Origin of the sequence: Colwellia sp. BRX8-4 (assembly GCF_014077345.1) — a bacterium.
Taxonomy (GTDB): Bacteria; Pseudomonadota; Gammaproteobacteria; order Enterobacterales; family Alteromonadaceae; genus Colwellia_A.
The window spans coordinates 1-20,817 of the sequence record NZ_JACGVS010000009.1; the positions used below are offsets into that span (position 1 = coordinate 1).

The 20,817-nt window shown below is 38.3% G+C and carries 15 protein-coding genes; 2 read left to right on the forward strand and 13 right to left on the reverse strand.

Translation table 11 applies throughout. The features are described from left to right. Nucleotides 1-314: 314 nt before the first annotated feature. Nucleotides 315-1,286 (forward strand): integron integrase, encoded by a 972-nt coding sequence (locus tag H4J56_RS09185; protein WP_182214389.1) that lies wholly within the window; start codon nucleotides 315-317, stop codon nucleotides 1,284-1,286. A 128-nt stretch (nucleotides 1,287-1,414) separates the two neighbouring features. Here the strand turns inward: H4J56_RS09185 and H4J56_RS09190 are convergent, their stop codons facing one another. Further along, nucleotides 1,415-2,383 (reverse strand): NAD(P)H-quinone oxidoreductase, encoded by a 969-nt coding sequence (locus H4J56_RS09190; RefSeq protein ID WP_182259220.1) that lies wholly within the window; start codon nucleotides 2,381-2,383, stop codon nucleotides 1,415-1,417. A gap of 58 nt (nucleotides 2,384-2,441) precedes the next feature. Beyond that, nucleotides 2,442-2,711, reverse strand: a complete 270-nt coding sequence (locus tag H4J56_RS09195) for an acylphosphatase (protein ID WP_070376726.1) — start codon at nucleotides 2,709-2,711, stop codon at nucleotides 2,442-2,444. A 112-nt stretch (nucleotides 2,712-2,823) separates the two neighbouring features. On the opposite strand from H4J56_RS09195, the gene H4J56_RS09200 reads away from it, so the two are divergent. Further along, nucleotides 2,824-4,014, forward strand: coding sequence for a class I SAM-dependent methyltransferase (locus H4J56_RS09200; RefSeq protein ID WP_070376725.1), 1,191 nt, complete (start codon nucleotides 2,824-2,826; stop codon nucleotides 4,012-4,014). Nucleotides 4,015-4,104: 90 nt separating this feature from the next. Here the strand turns inward: H4J56_RS09200 and H4J56_RS09205 are convergent, their stop codons facing one another. The 11 genes from H4J56_RS09205 to H4J56_RS09255 form a co-directional block, all read right to left on the reverse strand. Beyond that, nucleotides 4,105-4,404 carry a PilZ domain-containing protein gene (locus H4J56_RS09205; protein WP_070376724.1) on the reverse strand — a complete coding sequence of 100 codons (300 nt, stop codon included), beginning with the start codon at nucleotides 4,402-4,404 and terminating at the stop codon, nucleotides 4,105-4,107. Nucleotides 4,405-4,502: 98 nt separating this feature from the next. Further along, nucleotides 4,503-8,531: an ATP-dependent RNA helicase HrpA gene (gene hrpA, locus H4J56_RS09210; RefSeq protein WP_220465930.1), complete on the reverse strand. Its 4,029-nt coding sequence runs from the start codon at nucleotides 8,529-8,531 to the stop codon at nucleotides 4,503-4,505. A gap of 105 nt (nucleotides 8,532-8,636) precedes the next feature. Beyond that, entirely contained in the window at nucleotides 8,637-9,050 is a 414-nt protein-coding gene (locus H4J56_RS09215) for a CBS domain-containing protein (RefSeq protein WP_070376723.1), read from the reverse strand. 125 nt (nucleotides 9,051-9,175) lie between these two features. Further along, a complete protein-coding gene (locus H4J56_RS09220; protein ID WP_182259221.1) occupies nucleotides 9,176-10,015 on the reverse strand; it encodes a hypothetical protein in 840 nt (279 codons plus the stop codon). A gap of 9 nt (nucleotides 10,016-10,024) precedes the next feature. Continuing rightward, entirely contained in the window at nucleotides 10,025-10,195 is a 171-nt protein-coding gene (locus H4J56_RS09225; protein WP_070376722.1) for a DUF2986 domain-containing protein, read from the reverse strand. 72 nt (nucleotides 10,196-10,267) lie between these two features. Continuing rightward, complete coding sequence (locus tag H4J56_RS09230) at nucleotides 10,268-10,537, reverse strand: DUF5062 family protein (RefSeq protein WP_070376721.1); 270 nt, start codon at nucleotides 10,535-10,537, stop codon at nucleotides 10,268-10,270. Between the two features lie 70 nt (nucleotides 10,538-10,607). Then, the gene (locus H4J56_RS09235; protein ID WP_182259222.1) at nucleotides 10,608-11,174 is read right to left on the reverse strand and encodes a DUF3087 family protein; all 567 of its coding nucleotides are present in this window, start codon (nucleotides 11,172-11,174) and stop codon (nucleotides 10,608-10,610) included. Between the two features lie 79 nt (nucleotides 11,175-11,253). Continuing rightward, nucleotides 11,254-13,209, reverse strand: coding sequence for an exodeoxyribonuclease V subunit alpha (gene recD / locus H4J56_RS09240; RefSeq protein WP_182259223.1), 1,956 nt, complete (start codon nucleotides 13,207-13,209; stop codon nucleotides 11,254-11,256). A 4-nt stretch (nucleotides 13,210-13,213) separates the two neighbouring features. Next, nucleotides 13,214-16,780, reverse strand: a complete 3,567-nt coding sequence (recB, locus tag H4J56_RS09245) for an exodeoxyribonuclease V subunit beta (protein WP_182259224.1) — start codon at nucleotides 16,778-16,780, stop codon at nucleotides 13,214-13,216. Further along, nucleotides 16,777-20,244 carry an exodeoxyribonuclease V subunit gamma gene (recC, locus tag H4J56_RS09250; RefSeq protein ID WP_259368177.1) on the reverse strand — a complete coding sequence of 1,156 codons (3,468 nt, stop codon included), beginning with the start codon at nucleotides 20,242-20,244 and terminating at the stop codon, nucleotides 16,777-16,779. The genes recB and recC overlap by 4 nt, the downstream gene beginning before the upstream one ends. A 101-nt stretch (nucleotides 20,245-20,345) precedes the next feature. Further along, nucleotides 20,346-20,636, reverse strand: coding sequence for a hypothetical protein (locus H4J56_RS09255; protein ID WP_182259226.1), 291 nt, complete (start codon nucleotides 20,634-20,636; stop codon nucleotides 20,346-20,348). Nucleotides 20,637-20,817: the final 181 nt, after the last annotated feature.

Genomic DNA, 20,817 nt, shown 5'->3' on the forward strand with positions numbered 1-20,817 from the left:
AACTTGCCTCCAAAAAAGGTTGAGTAGCAAGTTAAGTGTGGTTGAAATGCAGTGATATGTCAGGGAGTTGGCACTCCCCGCGAAGCGGTTTAGTTCAACAGCTTATTAGACCGAAAAACTAAGCAATATATAACACTTAGCATTCCTTGTTTATTTACAGTTACAATTACCATACTTTACAACATAATAACAACACTAACATTTTATTATTATTAAATATTTCAAAAGGTGCAACGCCGAATCTTTCGGTATATTGGCAAAAGAACCGAACACCAGCTAAACTGTATATAACAACAGTAAATGGATTTTATATTATGGACGCTAAATCGCCTTTTTTAATGAGTATCGAAGAGCATATGCGTAACTTAAGATACGCAAAAAGAACCATAGAAACTTATATTCATTGGATAAAGTATTTTATAAATTACTCAAATAAAACTCACCCTGCACTCATGGGGGATATTGAAGTTGAGAGATTTCTCAGTTATTTAGTTAATCAACAAAACGTTTCAACCGCTACCCAGTCACTTGCACTGAATGCATTAGCTTTTTTATACAAAGAAATTTTAAAAAACGAATTAAGTTTAAAGCTAAACTTTAACTTAAGCCGCCGGCCTAGAAAATTACCTGATGTGCTTACACCCACAGAAGTAATGAAACTTCTATCAAAAATACCCTCACAACATCATTTATTAGTAAGCCTCTTATATGGTAGTGGCTTAAGGCTAATGGAGGCTATTCGTTTAAGAGTTCAAGATATAGACTTTAATTATCACTGTATCGCAGTTTGGAACGGTAAAGGGAATAAACATCGTCGAGTTACCCTCGCCACTGAGCTTATACCTGAACTGTACCGCCAAATTCAAAGGACTAATAAATATCATACTAGCGATATAGAAAATATTGACTATAAAGGTGTCTGGATTCCAAATGCTCTTAATCGCAAATACCCCAATGCCGCAAAAGAATTCAAGTGGCAATATTTATTTCCTTCTGCTCGATTAAGTATTGAACCAGAATTCAAATACCTTAGTCGGCATCACCTCAATGAAAGTAGTATTCAAAAGTCAGTTAAAAAAGCAGCAAATCAATTGAAGTTAAATAAGGTAATAACTTGTCATACTTTAAGGCATTCATTTGCTACGCATTTATTGCAAAGAGGGGCTGATATAAGAACAGTTCAAGAACAACTAGGGCACAGCGATTTACGTACAACTCAAATTTATACCCATGTACTTGAGCATGGCGCTAATGGTGTTAGAAGCCCTTTATCTGACTTGCTATAAAATGACTTTAAATGAACATTATCTCCTGCTTATACTGATAGTGTTTTCACGTATTTATAGTTAAATAAACTATCTTTATTACGAGCAAGTTATCAGAAAAATATTCTTCTTGGCATTTACTCTGTTAACTAAACCATTAGTACTAACTTGCCGATATTACCATTATCCAACATACGTTGATGGGCTTTATCGGCATTTTGCCATTGGTAACAAGTATCAATAACTGGTAATAACTGCCCTGCGCAAAGTAACTTGCCAAAGTCTTCTTTAAAGTTAGCCACTAATTCAGCTTTATAATCATTGCTCCTGTTTCTTAAGGTTGAAGCTGTAATACTGACTCGCTTTGAAAGCATCTTGCCTATGTCAATTTTTTCGCAGTAGCGGCCTTGTAAAATAGACAGAATAACAATTTGACCATCAACTGCGGCGACATTGATATTTCTCTGTAAGTAATCTCCGCCCACCACATCAATAATGACATTAAAGCCATCGGGAACGTTTGCTTTTTTCCATTGTTCAAAAGAATTTTGATGGTAGTTAATCGCAACATCTGCACCTAATTTTAAACACGCTTGGCATTTTTCTTCACTGCCAGCGGTCACAACAACAAAACAGTCTTTCGCTTTGGCAAGTGTAATAGCAGCACAGCCAACACCACTGGCACCAGCATGTATCAACACTGATTGCTTAGGTTGTAACTGAGCAATTGAGAATAGACTTTGATAGGCCGTTAGAAACGTTTCTGCGCAAGCTGCACCTTGTTCAAAAGTAAAGGTAGCAGGCAGATAAAATAACTGGCTAGACTTTATAACAACATATTCTGCGTAACCACCGCCAGCAACCAAACCAAAAACTTTGTCATTAATTTTCCAGTTATTTACCGCACTACCACAAGCAACAATTTCACCACAAACCTCCAGTCCTAAAATAGTAGACTCGCCTTTAGGGGCTGGATAATTTCCTTGTCGCTGTAAAATATCGGCTCGGTTAACGCCAATAGCTTTTACACGAATTAAGCATTCATCTGCCGAAAACTCAGGTACGGGTGTTTCAGCAAAAGTTAATTGCTCATCGGTTGTAACGTTAATATATTTCAAGAAAACCTCTAAATTGTAAACGCTTGTTCGTTTTACGGGTAATTATCTACACAGTAGATTAGCTAATCGCGAAAAAGTTATGTTGTTGCCATTTAACTTGTTTTTTCTCCATACTTACCACTTCAGCTTCTGGTGGTCCGTACGCCAGCCATGCTAACATTTTATCTACGTCTTTTTCTTCACCGCATATTAAAATTTCTACATCCCCATCATCCAAATTTTTTGCATAACCACTTAAACCATAATCAATAGCGACTTGTTGGCTAGACGCACGAAAATAAACCCCTTGTACTTTTCCGCTAACATGGGCGATATAACTAACATTCATACTTATTGTTCCTTAACGTTGACTGAAATAACTTAACGTGAAGATTGCACCCGAGCTTGGCATTGACTACACTCTGCGCAATTTCATTTACCAATTCATTAAGTATAGTCACATGTCAGCAAGAATTTATTTAAAAGTAAGCCGAGAGAAGTCTTTATTACGAAAACATCCTTGGATATTTTCTCAAGCGATTAATAAAATCAAGGGAAATCCGATGTTAGGCGATACCGTTGATGTCTTTGATCACAAGGAAAAATGGCTTGCTCGCGGTGCTTACTCGCCAGAATCACAGATTCGAGTTAGAGTTTGGAGCTTTAATGAAAATGAAGAAATTGACAGTGAATTTTTTCGTAAAAAATTAATAAGTGCTCAATCTAGACGTGAATGGTTTATTGAACAAGGCGGTTTAACCGGTTATCGTTTAATTGCTGGTGAATCTGACGGTTTACCCGGTATAACTATTGATAAATACGATAACTTAATTGTTTGCCAACTATTAAGTGCCGGTGCCGACTTTCAACGTTATACCTTAGTTGAAGTGATTAAAGAGCTCTATCCTCAATGTAGCATCTACGAACGCTCTGATGTTGACGTACGTAAAAAAGAAGGATTAGAGCCAATCACAGGTTGGTTAACAGAGCCACTTGAGTCAACCGCATGTGTGATTAAAGAGCATGGTTTATCGATTAATGTTGATATCGCAAAAGGCCATAAAACAGGCTTTTATTTAGATCAACGTGATTCTCGTGTGACTGCAGGTCGATATGCTAAAAATAAATCAGTCCTTAATTGTTTTTCTTATACCGGAACATTCGCCTTACATTGTGCAGCAAATGACGCTAAAGAAGTCATCAATGTTGATGTTTCTCAATCGGCACTCGACTTAGCCGAAGAAAATATTGCCCTTAATAACCTGCAAGACAAGAATGTTTCTTTTGTTAAAGCCGATGTATTTAAGTTACTCAGACAATATCGCGAAGAAAAACGTCAGTTTGATATGATAATTTTAGACCCACCTAAATTTGTTGAATCAAAAGCACAACTAACCGGTGCATGTCGTGGTTACAAAGACATTAATATGCTTGCTATGCAATTACTCAAGCCAAACGGTATATTACTGACCTTTTCTTGCTCTGGTTTAATGGAAGCAAGCCTATTTCAAAAAGTAGTTGCTGATGCCGCTCTTGATGCTCGTCGCGAGGTGCACTTTGTTGAGCGCTTGCAACAAGCTGGTGATCATCCAATATCGAGTAATTACCCTGAAGGTTATTATTTGAAAGGCTTAGTCTGCCAAGTAAGTTAGTTCACTTTTTGTGACTGTCTTAAAATAAAAAACGAGCACTTAGTGCTCGTTTTTTATTAGTTTGTTTATTGCCCAGTTAATACTCAGTCTTTAATCTATTTCGGCAATATTAATTCCAATTAAAAAGCACTCTTCACCCTCTTCGGTGACGCGTACTATTTTCCCTGAAACTTCCAACGGTTGAACATTGCTGCTCGCAGACCGCACACTAACTTTAACATGGGTATTAAGCTCTAAAGGATGCGTCATTTCAATCGCCATACCAGTCGCACTTAAGTCTCGACAAGTCGCTAATATTTGACTGTTCGCTTCATCGTCGATAATGGTCACGGTTACATCACTATTTAACATCATCCGATAGAAATCTCGTTTATCATCAAAGTTAACCATTACTACTCCATATTATTATTTAAATTTTTATTGTCTCTTTTATACCCATTGTAGTGTTTAGTGTCAAATTTCAAACTTGAATTGTTGATTAAATCGACTTAATCTGCTGAAATTTCTTTCAAATGATTTAAAATTCGCTTTGCAGAGACCGGATAAGCTGTCTTTAAATTTTGCGCAAATATCGAAACACGAAATTCTTCTATCATCCAGCGAACCGCTAAAATGTCATCAACAATAGGCTTGCCTTTGCTCTGTTTGGCAAGCAACGCTAAATAAACATCATTTACTTTCGCAACCTCTAACATTTTCAATCGGTCTTGGTTGGGATCAACCGGCAGCTTTTCCATACGTCTTAACATCGCTTGTAAGTAACGCGCAATATCTTCTAATCGTTGATGACCAGAAGCGGTCACAAAACCTTTAAACACCAGTAAGCCAAGTTGTTCTTTAATGTCGGCTTGTGCTTGAATAACCTCTAAAGACATTCGACCCTTTAGTTTTTTCCCTATTTCATGGGTTAAGGTTAATACTTTTTCTACTTTTAATGCTGACACGAGCACACAGTCGGCAAGTTCAGCACGAACATGGTCTTTAGCTTTTTCAAAATCATTTTGGTTACGTGGTATGTCGCCATGCTCTTTCACCAAGTGCTGGCAAGCAGCGAGTATACAATCGTCTAATAAATCAGGTATTGAACCAAAAGGGTTAAAATATAGGCTTAACTTAGCTTTATTAGGCAATTTTTGTTGTAGATATTTAACTGGAGAAGGTATGTTTAATAAAATTAAACGACTCACACCATTAACCATCGCTTGCTCAGCAAGACTTTCTTGTTCAAATAATTCTATAGCAACCGTTTTATTTTTATCAACTAAGGCTGGAAAAGCTTTTATGGTGATATTAGCAATATTTTTTTCATAGCCTTTGGGAATGTTGTTGAAATCCCAGCTAGTAATTTGTTCACGTTCTATTCCTTTATCAGCCACTTTCTTAATTGATGCTTTTACTTTTCCTTGCAAAGAGGCTTTTAACTGTTCAAGCTTACGGCTTTGATTAATAAGCACACCTTTTTCGTCAATCACCTTAAAATTCATCGTTAGGTGAATGGGCAATTCAACATCTTGCCAAATATCTTCGGGTAAACGCACCCCCGTCATTCTTAATAAATGTTTTTCAACAGCGGCAACTAACTTACCGTCCCCATCACTAATCGCTGACAAACAAGCTTCTGCGTAGTTAGGAGCCGGCACAAAATTTCGTCGTGAAGATTTAGGTAAGCCTTTGATCAAGGCAATAATAAGTTCTAGTCGCAACGCTGGAATTAACCAATCAAAATCACGATTTTCAATTTGATTCAAAATACCTACAGGAATATGTAAGCTTATCCCATCATCTATATCGCCAGGGGTAAAATGATAACTTAACGGCAAGGTCAAATTACCTTGATGCCAAACATCAGGATAATCATTGGCCGATAATACTTTAGCCGTTTCGTTTAATAAAAAGGCTTCGGTAAAATTAAGTAACTGTGCATTTTTTTGTTTAGACTTTTTCCACCACGACAAAAAGCTACGTTGGCAAATAATGGTTTCTGGCAACTTTTCATCATAAAACTCAACTAAACGTTCTTCATCGACTAAAAAGTCTTTGCGGCGAGCTTTTTGCTCTAACTTCTCAATGCTCGCAACTAGTTGGTGATTTTGCTGATAGAATTTTTCATTAAGGGTGCTATCACCATTGACTAATGCTTCACGAATAAATATCTCACGGCAGGTATGCGGTTCAATATGATTGAAGCTGATCTTTCTTTTCGCAACTATGGTCAGGCCATATAGCATCACTTGTTCAAAAGCCATTACCGCACCTTGCTTTTTCTCCCAGTGCGGTTCGCTATAATTGCGCTTAATAAGATGTTCAGCTAAAGGCTCTATCCATTGTGGGTCTATCTTTGCGACCATACGGGCAAACAAACGGCTGGTTTCAACCAATTCAGTTGCCATTATCCACTTAGGTGATTTCTTTGCGACACCCGACCCCGGAAATATGAAGAATCGGCTATTGCGTGCACCTTTATATTCTCTGTTTTCGTCAAGTTGCCCTAAATGACTGAGTAAACCTGACAAAATAGCTTGGTGAATAATATTGTTATTATTACTTTCTACTGGCTCAGTTTTTTTACTTACATCGGTATTATTAGCATCTAACGATGGCGGAGTATATTCAACTCCGCTCATTGGAATGTTTAAATCGCGCAGTGTATGTTTAAGCTGACTAAAGATGTCTTGCCATTCACGAATACGCATATAAGCTAAAAACTCTTTTTTACACATATTTCGAAATTGGTTATTAGTCAGCGCTTTTTGTTGCTGTTGAATGTAGTGCCACAAATTAAGCAAGCTGATAAAGTCAGACTCTTTGTCTTTAAAGCGATTATGTTTTTCATCTGCCGCTTGCTGTTTTTCATGGGGACGTTCACGCGGATCTTGAATACTTACCGCACTAACAATAATAAAAATTTGCTCAATACAGCCTAAATCAATAGCAGACAGAATCATTTTTGATAAACGTGGATCGGTGGGGAATTTTGCTAACATCCGTCCCGCTTTGGTTAATACCACTTTGTTTTGCTGTTTTTCTATCGCCGCTAATTCTTCAAGTAATGAAACACCGTCATTAATATTACGACTGTCCGGTGGCTGAACAAAAGGAAAGTCACTGATTTCGCCGAGATCAAGCGCCAGCATTTGTAAAATAACTGTCGCTAAATTAGTACGCAATATTTCAGGATCAGTAAATTCAGGGCGACCAAGAAAGTCCTCTTCACTGTATAAACGTAAACATACACCCGCTGAAACACGACCACAACGCCCTGCTCTTTGATTAGCACTGGCTTGAGAAATAGCTTCTATAGGCAAACGCTGTACTTTAGTGCGGTAACTGTAACGAGAAATACGCGCGGTACCCGGGTCAATAACATATTTGATACCTGGTACGGTTAAGCTGGTTTCTGCAACGTTAGTGGCGAGCACAATATTACGGCCACTGTGTGGTTTAAAAATTCTATTTTGTTCTTGTACCGTTAACCGTGAATATAAAGGCAACACTTGGGTGTGTCGTAAATTTGCTCTTTCTAAGGCTAATGCGGCGTCTCGTATTTCGCGCTCGCCATTAAGAAAAATAAGAATATCGCCTTGGCTGATATGACCAAGTTCGTCAACGGCTTGCAAAATACCACTAATGATATCGTTACTACTTACTTCTTCTGTTTCATCATTATTGTCGCCATTAAGCGGACGATAGAGGATTTCAACAGGGAATGTTCGCCCCGAGACTTCAATAATAGGCGCGGGTTTGCCGTCTGCTGAAGCAAAATGCTGTGAAAATCTTTCTGGGTCGATGGTTGCCGAAGTAATAATGATTTTTAAATCAGGACGTTTAGGTAATATTTCGCGCAAATACCCCAATAAAAAGTCTATATTTAAACTACGTTCATGCGCTTCATCAATAATAATCGTATCGTATTTTCGCAGTAAACGGTCATGTTGCATTTCTGCCAATAAAATACCGTCGGTCATTAATTTTATATAGCTATTTTCACTCACTAAGTCATTAAAACGGACTTTATAACCAACCGCGTCGCCTAATGTTGTCGATAATTCATCAGCAATACGTGTAGCAACTGTTCGCGCCGCAATACGACGTGGCTGAGTATGACCAATCATGCCGTCGATACCGCGACCTAAAGCAAGACATATTTTTGGAATTTGAGTCGTTTTGCCCGAGCCTGTTTCACCCGCAATAATAATCACTTGGTTTTCAGTTATCGCTTTAGCGATAACGTCAGAATTTTGTGATACCGGCAAATCTTCTGGATAGGTGATTTTTGGAACATTCTGAATTTTACGCTGCTTTTTTTCGATTGACTCATCAATATGGGCAGAAATTTGACTGAGTGATTTTTGCTTTTTGTCACTATCAGTGATTTTCTTACCCGACATTAAGCGCTTTTTCAAACGAAACTGATCAGATTTAAAACACAATCCAAGGCGGCTAAAAAGCTTATCAATGTTAATAACTTGGCTGCGCTGAGATTCAGAAGAGGTAGTAATAGATTTTTCAGAAGACAAGGTTGACCCAAACAAAATAGCAAAAAATAATTTTACCAGCTTTATTAAGTCTGTACCACTTCAATCAAGTGGTACAAATAGACAGTGTGAAATTAACTCAGCTGACTAAGGTTTAAAGGTACTTCGAGTATATTGATCAATACCGTATAGAACATCATTACGACATATAGTACCCAGTAAAATACCATCTTCGTCTACCACTGGATAAACTTTAGGTTTATTCTGTAACATGCTTTGCGCAAGTTCTATGACACTGTCAGAGGGTTTAACTGATAATACTTCTTTGCGCATCAATGCGGCAACATCACTCACATGTTCATTATGATAAATCGTCTGTAGCATTGTTGCTAAAACATCACTTTCAGAGAGAAAACCAATAACACGATTATTACCATCGATCACTGGACCACCAATTTGCTTTGTTTTTAAAAAGCGCAACGCCGCCTCTTCAACCACCATTTCTGAAGTAAAAGTAACTGGATAGTGGTTCATATAGTCTTTTACTTGGATACTCAACATAGTTATTACCTCACTAAAATCAAAAATAAAATGCCCAACCAATAAAAATAACTGTAGACGCTTTTATTTAATAAATCATGAATTTAGTGAAAATAATTTTTTTATTTTTAATAAACATAGCTTGATTAAAGTAAAGACAGTAAAACGGGATCCAGAGAATTTTTTATGGTGTTTGTTAAAGCATGATAGGAAAGTGAAAATTGTTTTCGTAAATGTGATTTTAAATGAGGTTTTACCGCGTTAGGTCTTATCGCTTTAAGCAAACAAAATAGCGCTAAAGCATGCACTGTTTCATTTTCTGGCAATGCCGACTGACGGTTTGCATTAGGATTATTACACGAGCCACAGCCGCCTCTAAATTGATAAGCTGTGTTACTAAATATAATACCAAAGCCCATAAAACAAGCGATAACATCAACGGCTTGAGGAATAAACTCTTTGCCACCTGGTGGTAAACTAGCTTGTTGAACAATCAGGATATTCGCAAGGTTTTGTACAATCGACGAAATAAGATCTTGTGGCTGATTAACTTGATTTTCGCCATAAGAAAGCATGATCGGCTGTTGTTGGAGCTTCGCTGTATCTTCTTCACTTAATTTAGCAAAGGGCGTATTGTCACCACGACAATGGTCAACCATATTAAACGGTGGAATGGTTATTTGCTGAGTACCCGCAAAAAACTGCTCTGGTGTGATCAATATAATGGGCCACTGCTGCATACCAGCATAGGTGGTTGTTTGTTTAAAAATACTCAGTGCCATTTCATGAACACTAGTTACACTACCTTGATAAAATTGATTATTAGGTAATACAAGCTGACTATTGTTTTTAAACTCTGCAACATCAAAATGTGTAAGCGCCCAAGAAAAAGTATCGAGGATCCATTGATGACTATCTTGATCAATGGCATCACTTACATCAATTTTACTCGCCGGTTTTATAATATTTAATAGTTTAGCTAGCATAACCAATAATTACTCAGTAAGTTGCGGTTCATCAGTTGTTTGAACAGCCGCTTCTTTTCCTTCTAAAAGTGCTCGTTCAGCTTTTGAAACATAACGGGGCTTGTTGCTGGTATGTAATTTAGCATTAGCTTTTTTCTGCTTACTTTTTAACGCGGCATTTATTTTTTTCTTACGATTCATTTTATTTTTCTATATTTAAATTTATAAAGCGTTATTTAAACGCACAGACCCTATCATTAAAATAGGCATTTATTACTTAAGTAATGGATGGTCTTCGGGTAATTGCTTTGCTATCCACATTGCTAATCGGTGTTTCATACTAAGCAAGTCTTCACCATCAGCAGGCGAAGCTTGAATAAGCTTGTCGTTAACCAATAGACGGTACAAGCTTTCAACCTTGTCTTTTGAAGCATTGGTGGCAGAAAAACCATTATAACCTCGGTTCATCGCATATTTTTCGCCAACTTCAATCGCTTTTTTTAATAAAGCGGTTTCATTCTTTAACTTTTTAGGTTTTTTCATTGGGCTTCTTTTATTGTGGCTTCACATCAAAGTAAAAGGCATTTAATTTACTGCCATCAAGGTCGATTCGTTATTTATAGCTTGAAAGTAACACTTTGGTAAACTGCTCGGTAGTAATTTCTTTTCCATGTTGAGTGATTAATCCCTCAAGATGAGTAATATCAGCCTCTAACGACGACATAGTCAGTGTATTGTCATCTAATAAATAAAGTTGCTTTAGGCTAGCATAATAAAATTTCAAAATAATTAAGGCATTTTCATCACCATTAACACTCGCTTGTTTAATTTTTTTCAAACGACGATAAATAATATTTTGCGTTTGTTTAAGTTGCCAAACATAATAAATTTCATTAAAAAAGGGGGTGTTTTTTAATTGTCTTAGTATCCCAGCACACGTTAACAATGCAAGAATAACGCCTAAAAAGTTATAACGAAAGTTACTGGTTTGCTGGCCCGACTCTATCGCGGTATTGATACTCACTTGAGCCATGGTATCAAGCGCTAAAGGCTCAGCAAATACCGCAATCAATATACCACCAAAAGCAATGGCTAATATTGCGAAGGTAACAATAAAACCAACAATCACTTGATTAAGCTTACTGCGATAAGCTTTTTTATCTATGTCTTTTAACGTCATGGTACAACTTATTAATGGGTTACTAAAATTAAAACGTTATTCTAACGTAATTTCTTTCAGTAAACCCTATTCTCTAGCTTTATTTTTTATAGAGGTCGACACCTGAATAGCGTGTTGTTTTTGTCGTGACTCCTTGTCGCCAAACATTCGCTAAGGTAGCTATACTCAGTTTTTTCTTAGCCCGAGTAATAGCGGTATACATTAATTCCCTAGAAAGTAATTTATTATCAGTTTGTTCCGGTAATACCATCACAACATGTTCGAACTCACTGCCTTGAGTTTTATGAATGGTCATCGCATAAACGGTTTCATGCTGAGGTAAACGCGCCGGATTCACCCACTTATATTCATTGTCTGCTTGCTCAAAAACAGCCATTAAATGGCCCGACTCATTTTTCCACAATAAACCAATATCGCCGTTGTATAAACCTAGTGAATAATTATTAACATTGATCATAATAGGTTGCCCGCAATAGCGAGTATCAAAAGCATTAATATCACCGCGTTTAATCAGTATATTTTGTACTTGTTCGTTTAACGACTCAACCCCCTGCTCACCAACACGTGTTGCGCATAAGATACGAAATTTTTGTAATTGTTTAAAGGCAGCAGACACTGTTTTTTGCGCGAAAATGGGCGCGTAATACTCACTGACGAATGCCGTTAACCAAGAACTAGTTTTACCTTCGAGTAACCATAAGGTATTCCCAGACTGAGGCACGTCTTGGTGATTATTATCTATAACTGGTTTTTCTGTTAATAATTGCCAACTTTCGCTAAAGCGACCATTAATAACATGGCTCGCTATTTTTCCGATCCCACCTTCACCATCAAAACGTCTACTTTTGTCAAGAAACACCACGTGATCTGCGGCTAGGGTCAACCCTGATGATTTTGGCGACTTTTTCCACTGAGGTAAGTTTGCACATTGGCTGACTTGGCTTAAATATTGATGATTCTCGGGGCTGTAGCCACGATGAGGCTTAGGTGCTAAATCGTTAAGTACGCTACCAGCAGCAACGGACGGCAGTTGATCAGCGTCGCCTAAAAGTATGATTTGGCAATGGCTAGGTAAAGCTCTAAAAACTCTTACCATTAACGCCAAATCGACCATTGACACTTCGTCAATTAACAGCACATCAATATTCAGTAAATTGTCTTGGTGATGGCGAAAGTTAACACTGTTAGGAATAACACCTAAGAGTCGATGCAGCGTTTGTGCCTCTTGCGGTATTTTTGATAAAACCGCTGCGCTTATTTGTCCTGTAAATCCTTGCAAAGCATTAGTGACTGATTCAGATAAACGCTGAGCCGCCTTACCCGTTGGCGCTACCAAGGCTATCTTTAAGTCTGCATTGGGCTTTTCATTTGAGCTTGAGTTTAACATCACCAAAGCTGCTAACAACTTAGTCACCGTATAGGTTTTACCTGTGCCTGGCCCGCCAGCGATAATACTGAATTTTTTATTAATGGCATTGGCGACCGCAACCATTTGCCAATCTATTTCATCGTTATCATCTGCTGACTGTTGCTGTGGAAAGAGTGTTGCTAAACAGTTTTTAATATCAACGGCGTCAAATGTTTGTACATTTGAATCCTTGGCTTGAGCACTTTTTGCTGAAATAAAAGTCAGTAACTCTTGCTCAAAATGGTAATAACGACGTAAATACAGGTTATTTTCATAAAAAACAATAGCATGGTTATCATCAGCCATAATAGACAACTGTTCACATAAGCTGACTAGCTGTGGTTGCTCAGCAAAGGTAAAACCGTTATGAGTAACAATACCTTGTTTATCGCAGCTGTAACCAAAGCGTGTACTCGCGATGGTGGCTAAAGGTAAACAACTATGGCCTGCCCTAAGGCTTTCACTGAGGGCAATCAGTAAGTGAAAAAGTTGTTGGTTGTCATTATTGTTATGCTTGTCGCGATTAACTAGGCTTTGTTGAATTTCTTTTGCAAAAAAGTAGTCAACCGCTTCAATATTATTAAGCTGCTGTTGAGCATGACTGAACTGCTTATATAACACTGCCATATGCTTATTCAACTCCTAAAAACAATTGATCAAGTGCGGCAAGTTCGTGCGCCTCGATTTTTCGATAGTAAACACCACAATTAATGTGTTCAACTTGGTCAGTCATACCCCGTAAATATAAATAGTAAGTGCCGCCAAAATGCTGTTCTACGTCGTAATTATCTAAGCTGTGACTTAAATAACGGTGCAAGGCTAACGCATAAATCAAGTATTGTAAGTCATAGTGATTTTTTTCAATATTCTCTTTCATTGCTTGCTGGTTATAGTCACTAAAATCATTGCCTAAGTGGCTGGACTTATAATCACAGATATAATATTTATTATTATGCTCAAAAATCAAATCGATAAAGCCGTGCATCATACCTTTTAGCTGCTGGTATGCCGGTAAGCGAACAATTGATTGCTGTGTTGATTGACTGTGCGTATTACGATGTTTCGACAATATCTGGGTTAATTTATCAGTACTCGCTGAGCACATTGGATAATAAAATTCACTTTCTCGCAGTGTTTTTGTTTGCTTTAAGTCAGCTAAGCTAAAGGGCTCGCTATTATCAATCTCTAATGCGCTATCACCCAACGGCGAATTAATCATTTGCGCTAACCAACTCTGCAGATCTTCAGCTTGATAACCCGCAGTTAATTCTCCGTACTTTTGCAAGGGCCAATGCATAGCTTCTTGCCAGTCGGGGGCATTAAAATCGGTATGTTCTAAAATATCATGCAATAAATTACCCGTATGAGCTCCTTTTGCTAAATTAAAGCGTAATAAACTACTCGCTTGCATTGCACTAGATTGAAGCTCAGTCATGCTATTTTTTTCGAGTGGGTTATCTCGATCAGGCGAAGATACACCGCCGTGACGTAAATTTCGACTTAAGGCTGAAAATGAACTTAGCCACCAATCGCGTTCTATTTTACCGTTAAAGTGAGCAACTTGACCGGTTTTATCACTAACTTCCGCTAATGGCGCTTGTTGAGCAATAAGCTCACTGGCGTTTTCTAATGATGATAGGGTCACTAAACTGATATTGTTAGGTTCATCATTAACCAGTTGGCGTAAGTTTTCTTCTATATCTTGCTGACTTTGCCACTTTAACGCTCTGCCCAGTGGCGAATGCTCGGCTTTATCAAAAGCGGTTGTTAAGATATAACAACGTTTTTCTGCTCGGGTTACCGCAACATATAATAGCCGAATGGCTTCAGCGTAAGCCTCATTGGCCATTGACTCCTTAGCATGGTCAGAGCCATCTAAACTTAATTTTAGCTGATGGTTTTCATCATGATACTCAATAAAGGTCACCGAGCTTGCACCGAACTTAAGTGGGTCTTTATGACGGGTGGCAAAAGGAACAAACACCACCGGGTATTCTAAACCTTTTGAGCCATGCTGGGTAATAATGCGTATTAAATTATCATCACTTTCTAAGCGTAACTCGGCTTCAATTTCAGGGTCGTCAACCCGACTTTGTTGTTCAAGCCAATAAAGTAATTCTTGTGGTTGACGGTGGCGTTGACTGGCCGTTTGCAGTATTTCAAATAAATGCAATAAATTGGTTAAAATGCGATCTTGGTTTTCATCGGCGATACAAAAATGATCATGCATTAATTTTAATGCCATCGAAATAAAACCTTTATACAACCATTCATTACGTAGTTGCTCAAAATCAAATTTCAATGCTTGCCAAGCAAGTTCGTTTTCTTGTAATTCACGATATTTTTCAGGGTGATAGTCGAGTAAATCACAGGCAATGGCAGCACTAAAGTAGCGTTCATTTTCAACAAACAAGATCCCTTTTAGCAGCTGTATCAATTGCTCTGTTTGCTCACTTTTCATTAAGTTAGCGCGATTACTCATAAAGACTGACGCTAAATTAGCCTGTTCTAACGCTTGTTTTATATCACGTGCTTCAGCGCCATCACGCACTAAAATAGCAATATCTTTTGAGCTTAATTTATGGTTATTTTCGTTAGTAGGCGCGGCAAGTAAATTGATAATTTCATTGGCACACCAAGTGGCCATCACTGGGCGAAAACTTTGAGCAACTGATTTTTTTGCTTCTTCATCAACAAAATGCACAAATTGTAAGGCGTTATCGGTAATTGCTTTATATTTAATAAGTGCTGGCGGTGAAGCTTTTACCGGAATATAGGGAATATCGTAACCAAACACCCGACTATTCCCTTGAGTAACATCAACTTTATCGGTGATCGCTTCGCCGTAAAATAAGCGGTTATAGCCAGCGATCATTGCTGGTGTTGACCGCCAATTCGTATCCATTAACCACTGTTGGTCACAATCTTTTCGGGCAGATAAATATGCAAAAACATCGCCCCCTCGAAAACCATAAATCGCTTGCTTGGGGTCGCCTATCATGTATAAAGCGGCCGTACTTTGGTGATAATATATGGCTTCTAGTATCGAGAATTGTAAGGGATCGGTATCTTGGAATTCATCGACTAACGCCACCGGATATTGTTCAAATAGGGTTTGTGCTAGGACTTGTGCGTTACTGCTTTTAGCTTGTAAGCAATTGGCCAAGGTTGAAATAAGATCGTCAAAACTTAAAATATTGGTGGTGCTTTTTTGTTCTGTGATATTGGCGCGTATTTGATAAATACCTTCGCGGACAATGACCAGTGCCTTGGCTTTGTCAATTTTTTTAGCCAGGGATTTCAATTCAGCTTTAACCATTTTTACGGGTTCAAATACCGCTAACAGTTCAACTTTACCCACCGAGCGCGCGTAACGCTTGCCATCAATAAAACCATCTGGCATTTTTTCATCAGCAACCCCCAGATCTTCAGCAAGTCGATGTAACCATTGTATTAATGAGTCAAGCTCTTGTTGACGTTTTTCACGTTCACTGCCTTTTTTAACATCAATAAGGTACTGAGTCAGCAGTGGTAGATTGTTCTCGAGGTTATAAACCGCTTGCTGTACTAATTCGGTAAATAACTGCTCTATTGCAGTAACATTGACGACATCAAGCGCATTATGTTTACTAATAGCTTTAGAGAATTGACTGAGAAAGTTTAACGGATTTGGCCAAAACTGCATCACTTGCTTAAAGTGTTCAGGACTATCTTTTGCCAATACTCGATACCAATCTTGGCAAGCTTGTAGCACTAAATCTTGGCAATTAGTTTCCATTTGCGCGTTAAAGGCCACACCACTGGCAAAGGCATGTTGGCTTAACACCCGTTTACAAAAGCCATGTATGGTTAATATTGCCGCTTCATCTAAATATAACAATGCTTGGCGCAAACGTATCTTTGCCGACTTTTCATCAATGTGCTGACTTATCGCGCTAAAGAACTCATCGCTGACAATTAACTCGTCCCAATGGTTAAGCGCTTGGCGAATAAAACTATCGATACGGCCACGTAGCTCTTCGGTCGCATCTTTGGTAAAGGTCATAACCAGTATTTGTTCAACAGGCAATTGCTTTTCGAGTAATAGCCGTAAATACAAGCGGGTGATATTAAAGGTTTTACCGGTACCGGCACTGGCTTCAATTAAGTGCTTACCCTGCAACGGGATCTGGTGAGCAATAAGATTATTCATCTTCATTTTATTTGCTCCTGAGCTTGCCACATCGGTTGATAAAGTGCGGTGAATGTTGATTGGTACTCGGAAAATTCAGGACATTGCTGCCAGAAATAATGCATATAAGGGTCTTGTCCTAGGGGTTTTACCACGCTAAGCATACTGCCACTGTCAGACCATAGTTTTTCAAAACTACTTTGCGCAAAGGCTTTAGCTTTAAAGAATTTTTCAATCAATTCAGTATTAAGTAATAAAGCTTGCTGTTGCCCTTTAAGATAGGTATCAACAATAAAAGCGAGTTGTGCCTGGGCATTGTCTATTTTACTAAAACGGTACTGTGTTGGTTTTTGATTTTTAGTATCAAAATAAAAACCTTTAGTGACATTCACCTGCGCAAGCATATTTTGCTCTTCGGTTAAATGAGCCGCATTTAAGTTCGAGGTATTTGCTTGCCAGCACTGCATAATAATTTGATGTAGATAAAGGCCAAACAAGTCTTTGCCTTTTGCCGAAGAGCTGCGATAAAACATTAAGCTGTCCGCTTGCACCGGGAAATTAGCACTGAGGGTAAAATGACTGTTATCGGTAAGTACCACATCAAGCTCGGTATCGATAAACGTTATCGGTAAGCTGTCGTTGGTTAATTGGCTTTGACTTTGAATGAATTCACTAAAGGTTTCACTGTCATCACGCCAGCGCTCTAGACTATCATGGGTACTGGGTAAATCAGGAAAAACGCCGCTCACCCCTGCCGCACTTACCGCAGAAGAAATCTCATCTTCGGTGCTACCCACGAGATAAAGCGCTAACAGCTGTTGACGTAACAAATAACTCTGCAAGAAGTTTTCACTGAATGGTTCAGTATCATCAAGTTGTGTTTCGTGGTTTTCAAAGAACAACTGCAAGTGTCGTTGAGCAAAGGCTTTTGCCGGATGCTGAAAAAAGCGGATCAGTTCATTAATATCGACAACTTGAGTATCATCATCAACAATGATCGAAAGTGGTAACAATAAAGCATCGCTTTGTTGGATTTTTTTAGCTGATTTAAGTTTCAACCAATTAGGGTCAAAACTTTTAAATTTGCCTAAATAGTTATGCTCGCTGAATGCTTGCATGGGTAATTGTTTAATATCTGAAGATCGATCACCATTACCATTTTCGTCATTGCCAGCCTCAGCATTATGTAACTGCCAGCCATAGCCTGCTTCTAAATATTCCATCAATTCTTTCAGGACAACCGATGGCTGCTTTTCATTATTATTGCGAATATTACGGCCTTGATAGCTTAAATATAATGACTGTCGCGCCGATATAATGGCTTCTAAAAACAAGTATCTGTCGTCACCACGGCGCGATCTGTCACCCAATTCGCTTTTACTACTCGCCATAAGATCAAAACCTAGCGGTTGGCGTTGTCGAGGAAATTCGCCATCGTTCAAGCCTAAAATAGCAATCACTTTAAAGGGAATACTGCGCATCGGTAACATCGAGCAAAAGGTTATCTGCCCAACCATAAATTGCCGACCAGGATCGGGCTGACTAAAATGATTTGTCAGAAAGTCACGTACCACACTCAAACTGATATTGGGCTGATAATTGGCATGTTGACAGTATTCGGCCAAAGAGCCGATCGCTTGGTCAATAACGTTAAAGGCCATTTCGTCGGTTACTTCAAAAAGACTATTTAACATCGTTAATAAAAATTGTTGCCACTGATTGGCTGATTTATCTTGGCCAAGTTGTTGGGAAAAATGCTGTAATTGCTCGATAATCAACATTAACTTACCCAGTAAAATGGCATCGTTGCCCTCGACATTTGGTAAATACAGTTGTTCATCTACATATATTGAACGGTCAGAAAAAGCAAAGCCACGCATTAATCGCGACAAACCTTGTTGCCAGGTAAAAGCATTATTAACTTCGAGACTATGCAAGACCTCTTGCTTATGTTGCTGGTCAACGCCCCAATGCACACAAGCTTGTTCAAGCCAAGCAGACATTTTGTCTAGCTCTTCAAGACTAATTGAAAATTTATTTTGCATGGCAGGTAAACGTAACATGCCAATGATTTGGGAAACTTGAAAACGACTATCGGGTAAACTCAGTAATTGGGTAAAAGCGGCGACAACGGGCTCTGCATCTTTGCTTACCCGGTCGGCAATAGAACAAGGTAATGGCGGGATTTTATCCGCTAAGTCTTGCCAGCCTCGTGCAAATACAGCACTAACATAAGGGGCATATTGTTCAACTTGTGGGCACATCACTAATACATCTTTGGGGGTTAAGGTTTTATCATCATTAAACTGATGCAGTAACCAGTCGTGCAAGCCTTGTACTTCACGTAATGCGCTGTGTGCGCTGGAAAAAACAATCGAGTTGTCTTGTTGGTTTTTGGCGGTGCTTCTTTGATCAGTTAACGTTAAAATGTCTTGTTGAACTTGCTGCAAAACCGATATATTTTCTGCTCCATCACTTTGTTCAACCGCATCAAAGACTTCAATATTTACCGTTGAATAATCGTTAAGCAAGGCCATAAACTCGCGGCCCTGCTGACCTAAATTAGCTAACAAAGGGTTACCAACATTTACGGTAATATCATCGTGCCCGACGACCCATTTTGAGAGTAAATTAATCGCTTGTTTTTCTGATTGTATATCGCCCCAATAATCAAAACAGGGATTAAGATGGAAAAAATGTACATCAAGATGTTCGCTTATCGCTTCAATAAACGATAACCACATTGGCGCCATCGCATTGATACCAAAGAAAGATAAGCGCGGTGGCAATAAGTGCTTTTTGCTGACAATATTTTCAATGGCTTTATTGACTAACTCAAGCGGATTATAACTTTGCTCTTGCGTTAACAATTGCCATAATTTTGCTTGCCATTTTTCAACGGCTAACGCTTGTTCTTTATTAACAAAACTTTGGCTGCTCTTACCTTGATGCCAATCATTAATCCACTGCGGCCTAAAGATCAAATATTGCTCATATAAATCAGCTAATTGACAAGCAAGTTGATAGCGTTTCAAGGTTTGCTGTTCGGTAAATACTCTTGGGTTGTCTTGCTTTATTTTTTCAGATTCGCCAACAGATCTATTGGCTAAGTCATCTTCATCAGTAGCGCCCCCTAACCAGTATTGGCTTGCACTGGAAAAATCAGGGTCTTGTATAACAACAGCACTAGCGAGTAACTGATCTATTCGCCATGAAAGTACTTCACGAGAGAATGGCGATTGATCGGGAACATCTTCATCACTTGCCATGCTTCTGACCAGTTTCCATAAAAACTGTGACGGCAAGGCATAACTGATATTCATGCTGATGCCGCGTTGTTGGGCTAACGACATATTAAGCCAATGCTGCATACCGGCATTTTGCACAACAATCATTTCTTGGCTGAAAATAGGAAGTGGTGAAACCTGTTGGATTTTATCGAGAAGTGCTAATAAATTTTCCATTTTATTAGCAGGATAAAGATAGAACAATATGAAGGCCTTAGGTGCAATATTTTCTGCCTAAATTTAAGCATAACAATACCAATAAAGCTATAAAAATCAGCTAAGTTATTGTGGTGAGACAGCTAGTTTTATTGAATAAAGTCTAGATGTCTTTGAAAATATTCACCTAAAAAAGGCACCGAATATTTTTCACCTAATATTGCATAATAAATAGCCATCAACCAGATAATAAATACAAAAACACTCGCTGCCCAGCCAATAAGAGGAATAAAGGACAAAAGCGTAAAAGTTAATACTAGGCCTAAAGATTGTTTTAAATGAAAAGTAGAAAAACTTGACCGATTACCACTATATAGCAGTATCGCAATACACCAACCAATAACGGTAAAGTAACTGATCACCGCGGCAAACTTTGCCATGTCAAAATTCGATTTACTCGGTATATGAAAATGTCCCATAGCCAAATACTCAAATGAAGTCATAAATTAAGGTTAGTTGAAAAATTTTCTTTCGACAAACATATAAACGAGTAACTTTTATTAGTTTGTCTTAAATAAACACTTTTCATAAAAATAATTCATGCTTTTCTCATCATTATTG

Bases quoted from the DNA above. Each gene is read 5' to 3' on its own strand.
- H4J56_RS09185 (WP_182214389.1), top strand. From the start codon at position 315: ATGGACGCTAAATCGCCTTTTTTAATGAGTATCGAAGAGCATATGCGT.
- H4J56_RS09195 (WP_070376726.1), bottom strand. From the start codon at position 2,711: ATGAATGTTAGTTATATCGCCCATGTTAGCGGAAAAGTACAAGGGGTT.
- H4J56_RS09200 (WP_070376725.1), top strand. From the start codon at position 2,824: ATGTCAGCAAGAATTTATTTAAAAGTAAGCCGAGAGAAGTCTTTATTA.
- H4J56_RS09205 (WP_070376724.1), bottom strand. From the start codon at position 4,404: ATGGTTAACTTTGATGATAAACGAGATTTCTATCGGATGATGTTAAAT.
- H4J56_RS09215 (WP_070376723.1), bottom strand. From the start codon at position 9,050: ATGTTGAGTATCCAAGTAAAAGACTATATGAACCACTATCCAGTTACT.
- H4J56_RS09220 (WP_182259221.1), bottom strand. From the start codon at position 10,015: ATGCTAGCTAAACTATTAAATATTATAAAACCGGCGAGTAAAATTGAT.
- H4J56_RS09225 (WP_070376722.1), bottom strand. From the start codon at position 10,195: ATGAATCGTAAGAAAAAAATAAATGCCGCGTTAAAAAGTAAGCAGAAA.
- H4J56_RS09230 (WP_070376721.1), bottom strand. From the start codon at position 10,537: ATGAAAAAACCTAAAAAGTTAAAGAATGAAACCGCTTTATTAAAAAAA.
- H4J56_RS09235 (WP_182259222.1), bottom strand. From the start codon at position 11,174: ATGACGTTAAAAGACATAGATAAAAAAGCTTATCGCAGTAAGCTTAAT.
- recD (WP_182259223.1), bottom strand. From the start codon at position 13,209: ATGGCAGTGTTATATAAGCAGTTCAGTCATGCTCAACAGCAGCTTAAT.
- recB (WP_182259224.1), bottom strand. From the start codon at position 16,780: ATGAAGATGAATAATCTTATTGCTCACCAGATCCCGTTGCAGGGTAAG.
- H4J56_RS09255 (WP_182259226.1), bottom strand. From the start codon at position 20,636: ATGGCAAAGTTTGCCGCGGTGATCAGTTACTTTACCGTTATTGGTTGG.